At 68.1% G+C, this 17,818-nt stretch carries 17 protein-coding genes; 15 read left to right on the top strand and 2 right to left on the bottom strand.

What is annotated here, in order from left to right; translation table 11 throughout:
- The first annotated feature begins 37 nt into the window (after positions 1–37).
- Together G510_RS0107690 and G510_RS0107685 are read left to right on the top strand one after the other, a co-directional pair.
- Positions 38–877: a fumarylacetoacetate hydrolase family protein gene (locus G510_RS0107690; RefSeq protein ID WP_029153159.1), complete on the top strand. Its 840-nt coding sequence runs from the start codon at positions 38–40 to the stop codon at positions 875–877.
- Positions 877–1,620, top strand: coding sequence for an SDR family NAD(P)-dependent oxidoreductase (locus G510_RS0107685; protein ID WP_029153158.1), 744 nt, complete (start codon positions 877–879; stop codon positions 1,618–1,620). The genes G510_RS0107690 and G510_RS0107685 overlap by 1 nt, the downstream gene beginning before the upstream one ends.
- 62 nt (positions 1,621–1,682) lie before the next feature.
- Here G510_RS0107685 and G510_RS0107680 read toward each other — a convergent pair whose 3' ends face one another.
- Positions 1,683–2,663: an aldo/keto reductase gene (locus tag G510_RS0107680; RefSeq protein ID WP_036322416.1), complete on the bottom strand. Its 981-nt coding sequence runs from the start codon at positions 2,661–2,663 to the stop codon at positions 1,683–1,685.
- Positions 2,656–3,936, bottom strand: coding sequence for an L-fuconate dehydratase (locus tag G510_RS0107675; protein ID WP_029153156.1), 1,281 nt, complete (start codon positions 3,934–3,936; stop codon positions 2,656–2,658). Before G510_RS0107675 ends, G510_RS0107680 begins: the two co-directional genes overlap by 8 nt.
- 146 nt (positions 3,937–4,082) lie before the next feature.
- Between G510_RS0107675 and G510_RS0107670 the strand changes: the two genes are divergently transcribed.
- The 13 genes from G510_RS0107670 to G510_RS19085 form a co-directional block, all read left to right on the top strand.
- Positions 4,083–5,465, top strand: coding sequence for a flavin monoamine oxidase family protein (locus G510_RS0107670; protein ID WP_245563259.1), 1,383 nt, complete (start codon positions 4,083–4,085; stop codon positions 5,463–5,465).
- 156 nt (positions 5,466–5,621) lie between these two features.
- Positions 5,622–5,966 carry a 30S ribosomal protein S6 gene (gene rpsF / locus G510_RS0107665; protein WP_036322442.1) on the top strand — a complete coding sequence of 115 codons (345 nt, stop codon included), beginning with the start codon at positions 5,622–5,624 and terminating at the stop codon, positions 5,964–5,966.
- A gap of 9 nt (positions 5,967–5,975) precedes the next feature.
- On the top strand, positions 5,976–6,506 hold the full coding sequence (locus G510_RS0107660; RefSeq protein ID WP_029153153.1) for a single-stranded DNA-binding protein: 531 nt from the start codon (positions 5,976–5,978) through the stop codon (positions 6,504–6,506).
- Positions 6,507–6,532: 26 nt separating this feature from the next.
- A complete protein-coding gene (gene rpsR / locus G510_RS0107655) occupies positions 6,533–6,787 on the top strand; it encodes a 30S ribosomal protein S18 (RefSeq protein WP_029150891.1) in 255 nt (84 codons plus the stop codon).
- Positions 6,788–6,798: 11 nt separating this feature from the next.
- Positions 6,799–7,254, top strand: a complete 456-nt coding sequence (rplI, locus tag G510_RS0107650) for a 50S ribosomal protein L9 (protein WP_029153152.1) — start codon at positions 6,799–6,801, stop codon at positions 7,252–7,254.
- A 72-nt stretch (positions 7,255–7,326) separates the two neighbouring features.
- Positions 7,327–8,349 (top strand): LacI family DNA-binding transcriptional regulator, encoded by a 1,023-nt coding sequence (locus tag G510_RS0107645; protein ID WP_029153151.1) that lies wholly within the window; start codon positions 7,327–7,329, stop codon positions 8,347–8,349.
- Positions 8,346–9,875, top strand: coding sequence for a sugar ABC transporter ATP-binding protein (locus G510_RS15930; RefSeq protein ID WP_036322414.1), 1,530 nt, complete (start codon positions 8,346–8,348; stop codon positions 9,873–9,875). Before G510_RS0107645 ends, G510_RS15930 begins: the two co-directional genes overlap by 4 nt.
- A gap of 152 nt (positions 9,876–10,027) precedes the next feature.
- The gene (locus tag G510_RS0107635; RefSeq protein ID WP_029153150.1) at positions 10,028–11,023 is read left to right on the top strand and encodes an ABC transporter substrate-binding protein; all 996 of its coding nucleotides are present in this window, start codon (positions 10,028–10,030) and stop codon (positions 11,021–11,023) included.
- An 80-nt stretch (positions 11,024–11,103) separates the two neighbouring features.
- Complete coding sequence (locus G510_RS0107630; RefSeq protein ID WP_029153149.1) at positions 11,104–12,639, top strand: sugar ABC transporter ATP-binding protein; 1,536 nt, start codon at positions 11,104–11,106, stop codon at positions 12,637–12,639.
- Complete coding sequence (locus tag G510_RS15925; RefSeq protein WP_051216581.1) at positions 12,636–13,694, top strand: ABC transporter permease; 1,059 nt, start codon at positions 12,636–12,638, stop codon at positions 13,692–13,694. The genes G510_RS0107630 and G510_RS15925 overlap by 4 nt, the downstream gene beginning before the upstream one ends.
- Positions 13,691–14,722, top strand: coding sequence for an ABC transporter permease (locus G510_RS0107620; RefSeq protein WP_029153148.1), 1,032 nt, complete (start codon positions 13,691–13,693; stop codon positions 14,720–14,722). The genes G510_RS15925 and G510_RS0107620 overlap by 4 nt, the downstream gene beginning before the upstream one ends.
- Before the next feature lie 375 nt (positions 14,723–15,097).
- Positions 15,098–16,480 (top strand): replicative DNA helicase, encoded by a 1,383-nt coding sequence (dnaB, locus tag G510_RS0107615; protein WP_029153147.1) that lies wholly within the window; start codon positions 15,098–15,100, stop codon positions 16,478–16,480.
- Between the two features lie 394 nt (positions 16,481–16,874).
- The coding region (locus G510_RS19085; protein ID WP_425411291.1) for a hypothetical protein at positions 16,875–17,818 on the top strand (944 nt) is incomplete at its 3' end.

Below are 17,818 nucleotides of genomic sequence, written 5' to 3'. Positions count from 1 at the left end.
ACAAAGCGGCTCGACACCTCGGATGTTCGGAGAAACCATGCGATTTGCGCGACGTGGCGCAGCGGGCGCGGAGAAGCCTGTTGTCGTCGTCGATGAGACGACCTACGACCTGAGGCCGATCACGGCCGACATCGACGGAGCATTCCTCGAGTTGGACTTCCGGGCGCGCGTCTCCGCGGCGATCGAAGCCGGATCCCTTCCGGTCGTCGACCCCGCCGACGCGCGGTACGGTGCGCCGATCACCCGCCCGAGCGCCGTGTACTGCGTGGGCATGAACTACGCCGCGCACGCCGCGGAGTCGGGCGCCGAGCCGCCGAAGAACCTCGTACTGTTCATGAAGGCGCCCAACACGGTCGTGGGCCCCTACGACGAGGTGAAGATTCCCCGCAATAGCGCCAAGACCGACTGGGAGGTCGAGCTGGCGATCGTCATCGGCAAGCGCGCGAGCTACCTCGAGAGCACCGACGATTCGCTCGATCACATCGCAGGCTTCACGATCGCGAACGACCTCTCCGAGCGCGAGTGGCAGATCGAGCTGTCCGGCGGGCAATGGGGCAAGGGCAAGTCGGCCCCGGGCTTCTCGCCCCTCGGCCCCGAGCTCGTCACCCCCGACGAGGTCGACTTCGCCGACCTGCGCCTGCGCAGCTTCGTCAACGGCGAGCCGCGCCAGGACTCGTCGACGGCCGACCTGATCTTCGACGTGCCGTACATCGTGTGGCACCTCTCGCAGCACCTCGCGCTCGAACCGGGCGACGTCATCATGACGGGCACGCCCCAGGGCGTCGCGCTGTCGGGCCGGTTCCCGTACCTCGCGGCGGGCGACGTCGTCGAGCTCGACATCGAGGGCCTCGGATCGCAGAAGCAGGTGTTCGCCTGATGGGCGCGTTCGACGGGCTGGCGGCGATCGTCACCGGCGGCGCGAGCGGCATCGGCGAGGCGATCGTGAACCGCCTTCGCGAGGACGGCGCCCGGGTGGCGATCTTCGACCGCCAGGTCCACGATGGCCTGACCGACGCCTATCGGGTCGACGTCACCGACGATGAGAGCGTGCGCGTCGGCGTCGAGAAGGTCGCGGCCGACTTCGGCGGCATCGACGTCGTCGTCAACAACGCCGGCATCGGCGCGCAGGGCACCGTCGAGACCAACGACGACGACGAGTGGCACCGGGTCTTCGACGTCAACGTCGTCGGGGCCGTCCGCGTCAGCCGCGCGGCGCTCCCGCACCTGCGGACGTCGAACGCCGCGGCGATCGTCAACACCTGCTCGATCGCCGCGACGGCCGGCCTGCCCGAGCGCGCGCTGTACGGCGCGACCAAAGGCGCGATCCAGTCGCTCACGCTGCACATGGCGGCGGATCACCTGCGCGAAGGGATCCGCGTCAACTGCGTGAACCCCGGAACCGCCGACACGCCCTGGGTCGGGCGCCTGCTCGACTCGGCACCGGATCCGGCCGCTGAGCGCGCCGCTCTCGGCGCGCGCCAGCCGCACGGCCGGCTCGTGCAGCCGGCGGAGGTCGCCGACGCCGTGGCGTACCTCGCGAGCCCGCGCGCGAGCTCGACGACGGGCGTCTCGCTCGCCGTCGACGGCGGCATGCAGGGCCTGCGCCTTCGGGCCGAGTAACGACACAAGGGGCCCCGGATCCTATTCAACGGATCCGGGGCCCCTTTGTGCTGCGCGAGGGCTCACCGCGGAATGAGACCGTCCGCGGCCAGCTCGGCCCACAGGTCCTGGGGGATATCGAGGTCCATCCACTCGGCGTTCTGACGGATCTGAGCCGGCCGACTGCTGCCCGCGACGACCGCGCGGACCGGGCCGATCCGGCGCGTGTACTGCAGCGCAGCGGCCGGCAGCGGCACGCCGTGTGCGCGGCACACGCCGGCGATCCGGGTCGCCTTGTCGAGCACCTCGGCCGGGGCCCGGCCGTACTCGTATCGCGCGTTCTCGCCCGGATCGTTGCGCGCGAGCAGGCCGGAGTTGAACACGGAGGCGGTGACGATGCCCGTGCCCGTGCGGTCGGCCGCCGGCACGACGTCCGCGAGCGCGGGCTGCTCGAGCAGCGTCAGGCGCCCCGCGACCATGAGCGCGTCGAGACCGCCCGACGAGGCGCCCCGGGCGAGGATCGCGGTGTCCATGGATCCCACGCCCGATGCCCGGACAGCGCCCTCGCGCTTGAGTCCGTCGAGCGCCTGAGTTCCCGCGTCGAGCGCGTCCTCGGGCGCGGGCGAACGGTCGGGATCGTGCATGTACGCGAGGTCGATGCGGTCGAGGCCCATGCGTTCGAGCGACTCATCGAGCGAACGGCGGATCCCGTCGGCCGTGAAGTCCCACGCGCGCTTGACGACGGCCGGAACGAAGAAGTCGTTGTCGAGGTCGAGCTCGTTCTCGCCGCCGGGATTGGGCACGAGCAGACGTCCGACCTTCGTCGACACGACGTACTCGTCGCGCGGCTTGGTGCGGAGGAACTCGCCGAGGCGGCGCTCCGACCATCCGAGCCCGTAGTGCGGGGCCGTATCGAAGTACCGGATTCCCGCGTCCCACGCCGCCTCGAGCACCTCCTGCGCGGCCTCATCCGTGAGCTCGCGGAAGAGGTTGCCGAGGTTCGCGGCGCCGTAGCCGAGCGCCGGCAGCGCCAGGTCCGTGCGGGGGGAGAGGGATTCAGTCATGGAACGTGTACTGCTCGCGGCTCGCGGCGAGCATCTCCATGCCGTTGCCGGGCGCGGTGGGTGCGCGGTACGCGCCGCCGGACACATCGGTCGGCGTGACGAAGTGCTCGTGCAGGTGGTCGACGTACTCGATGACGCGGCCCTCGGTCGTGCCGGTCACCGCGACGAAGTCGAACATCGACAGGTGCTGCACCGCCTCGCACAGCCCCACCCCGCCCGCGTGGGGGCAGACGGGCGTGCCGAACTTCGCGGCGAGCAGCAGGATCGCGACATTCTCGTTGACGCCGGCGACGCGCGCGGCATCGATCTGCAGCACGCTGAGGGAGCCGGCCTGCAGCATCTGCTTGAACATGACGCGGCCGCCCGAGTGCTCGCCCGTCGCGACCGGGATCGGGGCGACGCCGCGGGCGATCGCCGCGTGCCCCAGCACGTCGTCGGGGCTCGTGGGCTCTTCGATCCATGCCACGTCGAACTCGGCGAGGCGGCTCATCCACTCAATGGCTTCGGCGACGTCCCAGCGCTGGTTGGCGTCCGTGCCGATGCGGATGTCGGGGCCCACCGCATCGCGGGCCAGGCGCATGCGGCGCACGTCGTCTTCGATGTTGCCGCCGACCTTCAGCTTGATCATCGAGAAGCCGTCGGCGACCGCCTCGCGGCACAGCCGCACGAGCTTCTCGTCGGAGTACCCGAGCCAGCCGGGGGTCGTCGTGTAGGCGGGGTACCCCTCGGCGAGCAGCTGGCGCTCGCGATCGGCGCGGCCGGGCTCCGCGGCCCGGAGGATCTCGAGCGCGTCCTCGCGCGTGAGCGCATCGGTGAGGTACCGGAAATCGACGAGATCGACGATCTCCTCGGGCGTCATCCGCGCGAGCAGCTGCCACAGCGGCAGGCCCGCGCGCTTCGCCTTGAGATCCCACATCGCGTTGACGACCGCGCCGATCGCCATGTGCATGACGCCCTTCTCGGGGCCGAGCCAGCGCAGCTGCGAATCCCACACGAGCTCGCGCCAGAAGGATCCCATGTCGTCGAGGATCGCCTCGACGTCGCGGCCCGCGAGATACGGGGTGAGCGCGCGGATCGCCGACGTCTGCACGTCGGTGCCGCGGCCGATGGTGAAGACGAAGCCGTGGCCCTCGTGGCCGTCGTCGGCGTCTGTCTCGATCCGCACGTATGCGGCCGAGTAGTCGGGGTCGGGGTTCATGGCATCAGAGCCATCGAGGTGCTCCGATGTGGGGAACCGGATGTCGATGGTGTCGACGCTGACAATCGCGCTCACGTGCACTCCTTGGGGTTGTCCTCCCAGCGTAAACATCCGATGTCTATACCGCAATCGCCGCGCGGCAGGCGACGCAGGTAACCTTGCGATTGATGAGGATCTCGCGACGGACGCTCTTTATCGGGGCCGGGGCAGGCGCCCTGACGATGCTTCTTGCGTCCTGCACGCCCGATAGCCCGCCGGTTCCGGATCCCACAAAGACGCGACAGCCGACGGTGACGCCCACCCCCGTGGGCGAGGTGCCCGCGCCGAAGTCGTTCTTCCGCACCTCATGGGCCGAGGATCCGTTCGCCCGCGGGGCGCTGAGCATCACGCCCGCCGGGTCGACCTCGACGGAGCGCCAGGCGCTCGCGGCGGCGCTCATGGAGCGCGTGTTCTTCGCCGGTGAGGCAACGAGCGTCGAGCGGCCGGGCACGATCGCCGGCGCCGTGCGGTCCGGGGAGCGCGTGGCCGGAGAGATCGCTGACGTCGCCGAGGACGGCGAGCGGATCGCGATCGTCGGCGCGGGTGCCGCGGGGGCGTCCGCGGCCGCCCGGCTCATCGACGCAGGATTCGACGTGACGGTGATCGAGGCCCGCGATTACGCGGGCGGGCGCCTCGCGACGCAGCGCGACGACGACTGGCCCGTGCCGCCCCAGCGGGGCGCGTGGCTGCTCGGCGCCGACGACACCGAGGTCGCCTCGCGCATGGCGCTCCTGGGTGTCGGATCCGTCGCCGTCACGGATCCCGTGGGCTTCACCACCGACGGCGAGACGGAGAACCCTTCCGGCGATGCCCTGAAGACGGCGATCGCCGAGGCGCGCGACGGCATCGCCGACCGCACGATTCTCGATGCGCTCGAGGACGCGGGCATCGAGCAGTCCCCGGAGCTGGCGGCCGTGCTGTCCTCGCTGTCGGCGATGACCGGCGTCGACCCCGCCACAGGCTCGAGCTGGTTCGCTCCGGCACCGCCGGGCGGTTCCTTCGACGCGCTCGTGAGCGACGTCGCGCCGTTCGTCGACTCGGTGCTCGGCGACCTCGAGGTGACGCTGTCGACGGTCGTCTCGCACGTCAGCTACGACGATTCGGGCGTCAGCCTGCGCCTCGCATCGGGCGAATCGCTCACCTTCGACCGGGTGGCGCTCACGGTGCCGCTCGGCGTGCTGCAGGCGGGCGGGATCGAGTTCGAGCCGCCGCTGCCGTTCGCGCACCGCGGTGCGATCTCCACGCTCGAGATGGGGCACCTCGAGTCGGTGTGGCTGCGGTACGAGACGCCGTTCTGGTCGACGGACGCGGGCATCTGGCACATCGTCGGCCCGGTCACCCCGACCCCGACGCCGACCCCCACTCCGTCGCCGGGGGAGGAGCCCGCCCCGGACACGACGATCCGCACCTGGATCAACCTGCTGCCCGCCACGGGCGAGCCGATCCTCGTCGGGCTCGTGGGCGGTGCCGCGGCGCGCGCGATCGCCGAGCTGGGTGACGACGACGTGTTCACGCTGGCGGCCACGTCGCTCGCGCCCTTCACGGAGCCCGCGCCCAGCGAGTAGGGCGGGCGGTGCGCTAGGCTTGCACGGTTATCTTGCGGCGCCCGGCTCTCGGGATCCGTCGGATGACGTGCACACACCCTCCTGGTACCGGGAAATGCCCGGTACCCGTTCGAGTCCGAAGGAGGTGGGATAGTGACGCACAAGCACCAGTACGAGATGATGGTGATCATCCAGGCTGAGATCGACGAGCGCCAGGTTCCCGCGTACCTCGACAAGTACCTCAAGGTCATCACTGACGCTGAAGGCACCATCGAGAACGTGGACATCTGGGGGCGACGCAAGTTCGCCTACGAGATCGACAAGAAGAACGAAGGCATCTACGCCGTCGTCAACTTCACGGCGACGAGTGAGGCCACGAGCGAGCTCGACCGTCAGCTCGGTCTTGCTGTCGACGTGGTTCGCACCAAGATCCTTCGCGCGGAGGAGGCCATCGCTATGGCTGCTTCCGAGGCCAAGCGGGCCGACGCGAAGGCCGCGCGCAAGACGGCGGCAAAGGCCTAGGGGCAGCGCATGGCAGGCGAAACCGTCATCACAGTCGTTGGCAATCTGACCGCCGACCCCGAACTGCGCTACACGCAGTCCGGTGTTCCCGTGGCCAATTTCACGATCGCTTCGACCCCGCGCACGTTCGATCGCGCGTCGGGCGAGTGGAAGGACGGGGAAGCCCTGTTCCTGCGCGCCAGCGTGTGGCGCGACTTCGCTGAGCACGTCGCGGGATCCATGACGAAGGGCATGCGCGTCATCGCGCAGGGCAACCTCCGTCAGCGGAACTACGAGACGCGCGAGGGGGAGCGGCGTACGTCGGTCGAACTGGATGTCCAGGAGATCGGCCCGTCGTTGCGCTACGCCACGGCTCAGGTCACTCGCACCGCATCGAGCGGGAACTCCGGCGCACGGGGCGGCAACAATGCCCCCGGCCAGGTTCCCGGCGCGACGCAGCCCGCGCAGCAGTCGTCCGAAGAGCCCTGGGCAACGCCCGGCTCGACCGGCGCTGACGCGTGGAGCACCCCGGGGTCGTTCTCGGACGACACCCCGTTCTGATTTCTCTTTCTCTGTAAGGACCCACAATGGCTGGAAAGTCAAGCGGCGACCGCCGCAAGCCGCGCAAGGGCGGTAAGAACGCCGCTCCCGCGAAGCACATCCGGGTCGGCCTCATCGACTACAAGGATGTCGCGACCCTTCGCAAGTTCATCTCGGAGCGTGGAAAGATCCGCGCCCGTCGTATCACCGGTGTGTCGGTGCAGGAGCAGCGCCTCATCGCGCGCGCGATCAAGAACGCGCGTGAGATGGCTCTCCTTCCCTACGCTGGCGCCGGCCGGTAAGGAGCACCCACATGTCGAAGCTGATTCTCACTCATGAGGTCGACGGGCTGGGTAGCGCCGGAGACATCATCGAGGTCAAGGACGGGTACGCCCGGAACTACCTCCTCCCGAAGGGCTTTGCTGTCGCGTGGACGCGCGGCGGCCAGAAGCAGGTCGACCAGATCCGTGCCGCCCGCAAGGCGCGCGAGATCGCGACCCACGAAGACGCGGAGGCCATCAAGGCCCAGCTCGAGCAGGCTCGCGTGAAGGTGTCGGTCAAGGCCGGCGCTGAGGGCCGCCTGTTCGGTTCGGTCAAGCCGGCTGACATCGTCGAGGCCGTCAAGGCCGCCGGTCTCGGTGACCTCGACAAGCGTCGCGTCACGATTCCGACGGCGATCAAGTCGGTCGGTTCGCACGAGGCGCTCGTGCGCCTGCACGACGACGTGACCGCCGTCATCAACCTTCAGGTTGTCGCGCTCAAGAAGTAATTCTCTTCCGCGCATCGAAACCGGCGTCGCCCCACTCGGGTGGCGCCGGTTTCGTCTCGTTATGCTGGCGAGGTGACGCCAACCGGAACCGAGAAGCCGAATATTCGGCAGGTCGCGCAGGCGGCGGGCGTTTCCCACATGACCGTCTCGCGAGTCCTGAACGACCACGCGAGCATCCGCGACGAGACGCGCAAGCGGGTGCTCGATGCGATCGCCGAGCTCGGTTACCGGCCGAACATGGCTGCACGGGCGCTCGCGACCAAGCGCACGGGCCGAATCGGTGTCGTCGTCGAGTCAGCCGCCGAGTACGGTCCGACGAGCACGCTGCGCGCCGTCGAGGTGGCCGCGCGCGCCGCCGGATACGCGGTCAGCTCGGTCGCGATCGGCGTGGGCGAGGAGATCAGCCCGCAGGACGCGGTGGACAACCTGACGGCGCAGGGCGTCGACGCGCTGTGCGTCGTGGCCCCGCGCTCGTCGTCGATCACCGCGCTGCGGAAGATCGCGATCCCGGTTCCCGTGCTCGTCGTCAAGCCCGACGACGACCCGACGTTCCTCACCGTCTCCCTCGATCAGCAGGGCGGCGCCGTCCTCGCCGTCGACCACCTCGTCTCGCTCGGGCACCGCGACGTTCTGCACCTCGCGGGGCCGCTCGACTGGTTCGACGCCCGCGCACGCGAGCGGGCGTTCCACGCGCGGGCGCGCGAGTGGGGGATCCGCGAACGCCCCATCGTCGTCGGCGACTGGACCGCCGACTTCGCCTACGACTTCGCGCGCGGTATGCGGGAGCTGCCCGAGTACACCGCGATATTCGTCGGCAACGACTCCATGGCGATCGGGCTCATCCACGGCTTCGTCGAGCGCGGTTTCGACGTGCCCGGCGACATCTCGGTCGTCGGCTTCGATGATGTGCCGCTCGCGCGCCACGTCACACCCCCGCTCACGACCGTGCACCAGAGCTTCGACGCGCTCGGCAGTTCGGTCGTCGACATCCTCCGCGCCGCCATCGAGGGCCGCGGCATCCCGGGCGCCACGCGGATCCCCGCCGAACTCATCGTGCGCCAGTCGACGGCGCCGCCGCGCGGGGGTGGGCGATGACCGATCCGCTGGTCGAGATGCACGGCATCACCGTCGACTTCCCGGGCGTGCGCGCGATCGACGGCGTCGACCTCACCCTCGTCGAGGGCGAGGTGCATGCGCTGATGGGCGAGAACGGCGCCGGGAAGTCGACGGTGATCGGCGCCCTGACGGGCACGTACCCGCTGTCGGCCGGCGCGATCCGCATCGGGGGAGAGAGCGTGTCGCCCTCGGGCGTCGCGAGTGCGCGCGCGGCCGGCATCGCCACGGTGTTCCAGGAGGCGCACCTCAGTCCGAAGCTCTCGGTCGCCGAGAACATCATGCTGGGCGCGGAGGTGCGCGGCCGGCTCGGCATCGACTGGAAGGCCACGCGCGCGCGGGCCGCTGAGGTGCTCGCGAATCTGGGGCTCGACGACCTGGATCCGCGGGCCCGGCTCACGTCGCTGTCGCCCGCCGCGAAGCAGCTCGTCGCGATCGCGCGAGCGCTCGTGCTCGAGCCCCGCGTGCTCGTGCTCGACGAGCCGACGTCGAGCCTCGACGCCGCCGAGGCGCGCACGGTGCTCGGGGTCGTGCGCCGGCTGCGGCGCGAGGGCGTCGCGATCCTTTTCGTCTCGCACTTCATCGAGCACGTGTTCGCGGTGGCCGACCGCCTGACCGTGCTGCGCGGCGGGCGGGTCGTGGCCGAATACGACGCGTCGGAGGTCGAGCGCGCCGAGGTGATCTCGCGCATGATCGGCGAGGACATCGACGCGCTGCGCGAGATCCGATCCGACCGCCTGGCGCACCACTACGCCGCATCGGGCGCCCCCACGCTGCGCGCCGAGGGGCTCGGCCGGCGCGGCGTGATGCACCCGACCGACATCGAGCTCTCGCGCGGCGAGGTGGTCGGGTTCGCGGGGCTGCGCGGATCCGGTCGCACCGAGCTCGCGCGGCTCGTCGGCGGCTCGATGCACGCTGACAGCGGCGAGATCTGGGTCGACGGCGAGCGCGTGAAGCTGCGCGGCCCGAGCACCGCCCTGCACCGGCGCATCGCGGTCTCGCCGGAGAACCTGCGCGACGGCGGCATCATCGGCGGGCTGACCGCGCGGGAGAACGTCACCCTCGCGCTGCAGGCGATGCGCGGCTGGTCGCGCCCGCTGTCGCGCGGCGAGCAGGAGGCACTGCTCGACACCTATCTCGACGCGCTCCACATCGTGCCGGGCGATCTCGATCGGCCCGTCGAGTCGCTGTCGGGCGGCACGCAGCAGAAGATGCTGCTCGCCCGCCTGCTCGCGACCAGGCCGCACGTGCTCATCCTCGATGAGCCGACCCGCGGCATCGACATCGGCGCGAAGGTCGAGATCCAGCGGCACATCGCGAAGCTTGCGGGCGATGGCGTCGCCGTCGTGTTCATCTCGTCCGAGCTCGAAGAGATCGTGCGCGTCAGCGACCGCATCGTGGTTCTGAAGGATCGCGAGAAGATCGGCGAGCTGATGGGCGGGCCGGGCGTCACGGTCGACACGATCGTGGAGATGATCGCCTCGGGCCCCGGTTTCGATCTCGACTGAGACCCATTCGTTTCATCTCTGCTGTTGTGCTCTCGCTAATGTTCCCGGTAACATTCGAGGAACGACGATCATCGACGTCGTCACAGCACGCGCACATCCACGGTGGATCGGCGCTTCGGGCGTCCCTTGCCCGGTATCTCGAGGAGGAGAATATGTCTGCACGCAAGCGGTTCACTCAGGTGGCGGGAATCACCTTGGCGGGCGCGATGTCGCTCGGCCTCGCGGCCTGCTCGGGCGGCGACGGCGGTTCGGGCGGCGGCGACGAGCTGGCCACGGTCGGCTTCGTGGCGGTCGGCCCCGAGGGCGCGTGGCGCGAGGCGAACGAGTCGAACATCCAGGAGACCTTCACGAAGGACGCGGGCTTCGACCTCAAGTTCGCCCCGGCCGCGAACCTCGACCAGAAGTCGCAGATCGACGCGTTCACGTCGTTCGTCGACGAGGGCGTCGACGTGATCCTGCTCTCGGCGACGGAAGGCTCGGGCTGGGAGGACTCCCTCGCCCGCGCCCAGGAGGCCGAGATCCCCGTGGTGCTCATCGACCGCGGCATCGAGCCCGACGACACGAGCCTCTACGCCACCCGCATCGCGCCCGACAACGTCGAGGTGTCGAAGGCGGTCGCCGACTGGGCGATCGGCGCGTTCCCCGACGGCGCGAACTACTTCGTCCTCGAGGGCCCCGCCGGCGTCTCGGTCGTCAACGAGCGCAACTCGGGATGGGACGAGGTCATCGATGCCGAGTCGAGCTTCAACAAGCTCGGCGCGCAGACCGCGAACTGGTCGACGGAAGAGGCCAAGAGCGTCTTCGAGACCGTGCTGAAGTCGAACGGCAACGACGTGCAGCTCGTCTTCGCGCAGAACGACGAGATGGGCATCGGCGCCGTGCAGGCCGTTGAAGAGGCCGGGCTCACCCCCGGCGAGGACGTGAAGATTGCGACGATCGACGGCACCCAGGGCGGCCTCGAGGCCCTCGCCGCGGGCGACCTCAGCTACGTCGGCGAGTACAACCCGATCTTCGGCGACATCGCGCTCGAGGTCGTCGAGAAGCTCGTCGCGGGCGAAGAGGTCGAGTCGTCCATCCTGGTGGACAGCGCGGTCTTCGACTCGTCCGAGGCGGCGCAGGAGGCGCTCGACGCAGGTCGACCCTTCTGATGCTCGTGCGGTCGTGGCGCCCCGGTCGGGCGCCACGACCAACCGTATTCCCGTAATGGCATGAACGAGCGGAGCACGCGATGAGCACATCGCCACCCATCGTCGAGATGACCGGCATCTCGATCAGTTTCCCGGGCGTTAAGGCGCTCGACGGCGTCGACCTGCGCCTCTTTCCCGGTGAAGTGCACACGCTCATGGGCGAGAACGGTGCCGGCAAGTCGACGATGATCAAGGCGCTCACGGGCGTCTATTCGATCGACGAGGGCGAGATCCGGGTCGACGGCGAGGTGCGCCGCTTCGGCGGCACCGCCGACGCGCAGGCCGCGGGCGTCTCGACCGTGTACCAGGAGGTCAACCTCTGCACGAACCTCACGATCGGCGAGAACGTGATGCTCGGCCAGGAGGTGCGCGGCCCGCTCGGCATCAACTGGCGCGCGACGCATCGCGAGGCGCAGAAGGCGCTCGAGCGGCTGGGCATGGGGCACCTGAACCCGCGCCAGCAGCTGTCGACGCTGCCGCTCGCGCTGCAGCAGCTCGTCGCGATCAGCCGATCCGTCGTCGCCGAGTGCCGCGTGCTCATCCTCGATGAGCCGACGTCGAGCCTCGACGCCGCCGAGGTCGAGCAGCTGTTCACGGTGATGCGGCGGCTGCGCGACGAGGGTGTGGCGATCCTGTTCGTCTCGCACTTCCTCGACCAGGTGTACGAGATCAGCGACCGGCTGACCGTGCTGCGCAACGGTCGATTCGTCGCCGAGCACGCGACCGCCGAGATCGAGCGATCGAAGCTCATCTCCGAGATGATCGGCAAGGAGGCCGCGACGCTGTCGGCGATCGAGGCGACCGCCCGGCCCGACCTGTCCGAGAACGACGTCGTATATGCCGCGGAGGGCATCGGCCGAAAGGGCATGCTCGACGCGATGGACCTCGAGGTTCGTGCGGGCGAGGTGATCGGACTCGCCGGGCTGCTCGGATCCGGCCGCACCGAGCTGGCGCGCTTGATCTACGGGGCCGATCGCCCCGACTCGGGTCGCGTGTCGATCCGCGGCAAGAAGATCGACATCTCCCGTCCGGCTGCAGCGCTCGCGCACGGCATCGCGCTGTCGAGCGAGAATCGCCGCGACGAGGGCATCATCCGCGACCTCACTGTGCGAGAGAACATCATCCTCGCGGTGCAGGCGAAGCGCGGGTGGGCACGTCCCGTGCCGCGCCGTGAGCAGGACGAGATCGTGCGCCGCTACATCGACGCGCTCGGCGTGCGCCCGCCGCACCCCGAACGCCCGATCAAGAACCTGTCGGGCGGCAACCAGCAGAAGGTGCTGCTCGGGCGCTGGCTCGCGACGCATCCCGACCTGCTGATCCTCGACGAGCCGACCCGCGGCATCGACGTGGGCGCCAAGGCCGAGATCCAGGAGCACGTCGCGAAGCTCGCCGACGAGGGCGTGTCGGTCATCTTCATCTCGTCCGAGCTCGACGAGGTCGTGCGCCTGAGTGACAGGATCATCGTGATGAAGGATCACCGAAAGATCGCGGAGCTCGACGGCGGCGTCGGTGTCTCGGCCGAGTCGATCGTCGAGGCCATCGCCGCAGACCACAACGAAGAGGAGGTGTCGTCATGACCGATTCCGACTCCGGGTTCGTCGGCTTCGTGAAGGCATTCGCGCGCCGTCAGTACTTTTGGGGGATCGTCGCGATCATCCTGTTGCTCGTCGTGAACCTGCTGAAGGATCCGACGTACCTCGCGATCACCGTGAGCGGATCCGGCAACCTCGTCGGCAATCTGATCGACATCCTGCGGGCCGCAGCGCCCATCATGATGATCGCGGTCGGCATGTGCCTCGTGGTGGCCACGGGCGGCATCGACCTGTCCGTCGGCTCGGTGATGGCCGTCGCCGGCGCCGTGGCGATGGAGTTCCTCGCCTCGGCGGGCGGATCCGTTGCGAGCGCATTCGGGGCCCTCGGCCTCGTGATCCTCGTCAGCGGGGCCCTCGGCCTGGTGAACGGACTGCTGGTCTCCGTCGTCGGGCTGCAACCGTTCATCAGCACGCTGATCCTCATGCTCGCGGGCCGTGGGCTCGCGAAGGTGATCACGGGCGGGCAGAACACCGCAGCGAACAACGAGGCGTTCAACTGGATCGCGAACGGACGAGTGCTCGGGCTTCCGGTCGTGTTCATTCTCGCGCTGATCATCGTGATCGTCGTCGGCCTTGTCGTGCGCCGCTCGGCTCTCGGCCTCATGATCGAGGCGATCGGCATGGACGCGAAGGCCGCACGGCTCGCGGGCGTCAACCGCCGCGCGCTGCTGTTTGCTGTCTACATCATCGGCGGGATCCTCGCCGGGATCGCGGGCGTGTTCGCGACCGCATCCGTGATGACGGTCGACATCTCGCGCACGGGATACCAGCTCGAGCTCGATGCGATCTTGGCGGTCGTCATCGGAGGCACATCGCTCGCGGGCGGCAAGTTCAACATCTCGGGCGCTGCGATCGGCGCGCTGCTGATCGCCACCCTCGATAAGACGGTCGTGTTCCTCGGCGTCTCCTCGTCGGCGACGCCGGCGTTCAAGGCGATCATCATCGTGGTGCTGTGCCTGCTGCAGTCCGAGCGGGTGCGCAACCTGATCCGCCGTCGCCGAACAGTGCCCGACGTCACGAAGGAGGTGGTGCCGGTATGAGCGCCATCGCAACGCCCCCCGCCGAGGTTTCCCTCACGAAATCGCCCGGCCGCTGGATCTCGCAGCACCTCGACGCGCTGCCCACCGCCGCGTCCGTCGTGATCTTCATCGGGATGATCATCTTCGGCGAGGTCGCGTACGGCCACATCGTGCAGGCCAGCACGCTGTCGAACCTGCTGATCAACAATGCGCACCTCGTGATCCTCGCGGTTGCGCTGACGTTCGTGATCCTGACGGGCGGCATCGACCTCTCGGTGGGTGCGATCATCGCGTTCAGCAGCGTCGCAGGCGTCATGCTGATAAACGCGGGCTGGAACCCGTGGCTCGTCGTCGTGCTGATGATCCTCATCGGCTCAGCGTTCGGGCTGATCGCGGGCGTGCTCGTGCAGTTCTTCGGGGTGCAGCCGTTCATCGCGACGCTCGCGATGATGTTCTTGGGGCGAGGCCTCGCGTCGATCCTCAGCACTGTTCCCGAACGCTTGCCTGACGACTCGGCGTTCCGCTCGCTCGGCACGCAGTGGAAGGTGATCGACGGACCGAAGGTCAACGACCTGATCATCACGCCGGGTGTGCTGATCGCGGTCGCCGTGGTGCTGCTCGCGTTCTGGATGCTGCACCGCACCCGCATGGGGCGCACGGTGTACGCGATCGGCGGATCCGAGCAGTCGGCGGCGCTCATGGGGCTTCCCGTGACGGCGACGAAGGTCTGGGTCTATGTGATCAGTGGCAGCCTGTCGGGGCTGGCGGCCGTCGTGTACACCGCGCGGCTCGGCAGCGCACAGAACATCACGGGGATCGGGTGGGAGCTCGACGCGATCGCGGCCGCCGTGATCGGAGGCACGCTGCTGCTCGGCGGCGCGGGCTTCGTGCTCGGATCCGTCATCGGCGCGCTCGTGCTCGGCCTGATGAACGTGCTGATCACGCGCGACGGCAGCATTCCGCCTGAGGCGACGACGATCATCACCGGCGGCATCCTGCTGGTGTTCGTCCTATTGCAGCGCGCGGTGCTCGCCAAACAGCGTGAATAGCTGTACTCGCTGAGCGATTCCTCCACAAGGGGGCGTTGGAGGGAAAACCTTCAACGCCCCCTTTATGCTATTCGTTATCCACAGCATGTGAAGACTGAGAATGCCTGATCAATGCAGCTTTATGTGTGGCAAGATTTTGCCCTCCACATCGTTGTCCACAACGCAATTCCACAGGATCTACGGCGTTTTGCCCAGCTGTTTCCACAGAGTTATCCACAGGTCACATTGTCGGGGTGGTAACGCGCACGTAGGGTGAATCGGCGGCATCGAGATCGGTGCGCGCGCCAAATGTCAGTGGTTTCCGCTGTAGTGGCATCAAGGCCTCGCAGCGAGGCACCGCGTACAGCGCGACGGGTCCGCCCGAGAGGAGAGTCTGTGTCGATCAACGACGTCGTCGACGAGCGCCTGGGTGGCAACCGAGAGCGCGAGCGCACACCTCCCCACGACCTGCTGAGCGAGCAGTCGACGCTGGGCGGCATGCTGCTGTCGAAAGACGCCGTGGCCGATGTGGTCGAGGGCCTGCGCGGCAACGACTTCTACATCCCGAAGCACGAGGTGATCTTCGAGGCGATCCTCACGCTCTACTCGCACGGTGAACCGACCGACGTCATCGCCGTCACCGACGAGCTGATGAAGGCGGGCGACCTGCAGCGTGCGGGCGGCGTCGACTATCTGCACTCGCTCACCTCGATCGTGCCGACCGCGGCCAACGCGGGCTACTACGCGTCGATCGTGCAGGAGCGCGCGCTGCTGCGTCGCTTGGTCGACGCCGGCACTCGCATCGTGCAGATGGGATTTGACGGCGAGGGTGAGGCCGTCGAGCTCGTGAACCAGGCGCAGGCCGAGGTCTACGCCGTCACGGGTCAAGAGCATTCGGAAGACTACGTGCCCCTCGAAGTCGCGATCGGCGCGGCCGTCGAAGAGATCGAGATGGCGAAGGGGCGCGACGGTCAGATGACCGGCGTTCCGACCGGCTTCAAGGAACTCGATGACTTGACGAACGGTCTGCACGCCGGACAGATGATCGTCGTCGCGGCGCGCCCCGCGATGGGTAAGTCGACGCTCGCGCTCGACTTCGCCCGCGCGAGCGCGATCAAGCACAATCAGCCCGCGATCTTCTTCTCGCTCGAGATGGGCAAGACCGAGATCGCGATGCGCCTACTCGCGGCAGAGGGGCAGATCCCCCTGCAGAAGCTGCGCAAGGGCGAACTCGATTCGCGCGACTGGACGACGCTCGCCTCGACGCGGGGCCGCATCAACGACGCGCCGCTGTACGTCGATGACAGCCCGAACATGACGCTCGTAGAGATCCGCGCCAAGTGTCGCCGCCTCAAGCAGCGCGTCGGGCTGCGCATGATCATCATCGACTACCTGCAGCTCATGACGAGCGGCAAGCGGGTCGAGTCGCGTCAGCAGGAGGTCTCCGAGTTCTCTCGCGCGTTGAAGCTCATGGCGAAGGAACTGCAGGTGCCGGTCATCGCGCTGTCGCAGCTGAACCGTGGATCCGAGCAGCGCCAGGACAAGCGGCCGATGGTGAGCGACCTGCGCGAGTCGGGCTCGATCGAGCAGGACGCCGACATGGTGATCCTGCTTCACCGCGACGAGGTCTACGACAAACAGTCGCGCCCGGGCGAGGCCGACCTGATCGTCGCCAAGCACCGTAACGGCCCGACCGCCGACATCCCCGTCGCGTTCCAGGGGCACTACAGCCGCTTCCACGACATGGTGCAGATGAGCGACGGGTTCGGAGACGAGTAAGGGACCGATGAGGTGAGCGCGAGGAACCGCGCGCTCACCGAAGCACGAACGCGTGCGTCGGATCGCTATCGAGGTGACGGTTCTTAACTGAAGTGGCCAATTCTCAAGGGGCCTGTCACTGAGATGGCCAAATGGCCGGTTGGGTGAGAATCACTCCTCCGGCGAACACATATCAGCGCCCAGGGTGCAACAGGTGGGCTGAGTAGCCACTCTGGCGGCTGTTCGCGGATGAGGGTGTCGAGCGGGGTTGAGGTGCGGACGGTGTGTTGGTCGCCGCCCCGTTGCCACCGCAGATTGATCCATCCTGAGCTCGCTTCCCAGGCCCGTCGAGTGCGCTGGCCCGATGCGCGCGATCATCTCGAGGCATGTATCGTCCAGTGGCAGACTCGGCGCCATGAACGCGGCCCAGCTCAGCCCCTCATATGTATCCGCCCACGAGTTCGTTCAGAGCACGAGAGCCCTCGATCGGGTCCATACTGAGCTCAATAGTCGGCGCGGAGACGAAGACAAGCGGACCGCGGTCTGTGAGTTCGTGGTTCGAGTCCCGACCAATGACCCATCGCATTTCGCGACAGCGATCCAAGCACTGCATCTGTCTCTGGAAGCGTCGATCCTCATCGTCGAAGCAGCGCGTGAGCAGAACCCGACGAGGCTCGAAGATCCAGACGAGTTCAAAGCATGGGCTGACAAGGCGCTAGCAGCGTGGGTGACCGAGGAAGAGACATGGTCGCGTCGTGGTGAGCTTCTTGAGACGACCCTGCTCTGGTATGGGTCCGGGAACTGGAAAGGGCTGCTCAACCCAAGAACAGTGGTCCCCCTGGTGACCGTCGCCGCGGTTGCCGAGCTCGCTCAGGCGATCATGGACGCGCTCGTTGATCATGACGTTCTCGCGAACACGACCGGCACGATCACCGGCGGCGCGATCACCATCGGTGCGAGTGTCATTCAGACCATCGCAGCCTCGCTGAGTAGCAGGCTTCCAGACGACACCGCGGTTTCGACCGAACTTCACACAGGATCGGTTTCCTACTTCGCGGTGGTGGCCCCGACAGGGAGCACAGTCGACGCGCGGCGGCTCGTGACAGTGCTGCGGATCTCGGGCTTGGACCTGCGCAACATCTTCTTCTGCTCAGGCACCGCTGGCGCGAGAAAAGAGGGGCGTGAGGAACGAACTGGTGACAGGTGTGGTTTAGGCCGCGAGGGTGAGCGGCTCGGCCAGCTTGGACTCGAACTCGATGGGGGTCAAGCCGCCGAGGGAGTCCTGGGCTCGTTGCCGGTGATACTTCCGCTCGATCCAGACGACGATGGCGAGCCGCAGATCCTGCCGGGTGGTCCACC

The sequence above is a fragment of the Microbacterium gubbeenense DSM 15944 genome, assembly GCF_000422745.1.
GTDB classification, from domain to species: Bacteria; Actinomycetota; Actinomycetes; order Actinomycetales; family Microbacteriaceae; genus Microbacterium; species Microbacterium gubbeenense.
Note: the sequence above shows the minus strand (reverse complement) of the source record. Positions and strands in the feature narration are given on the sequence as shown.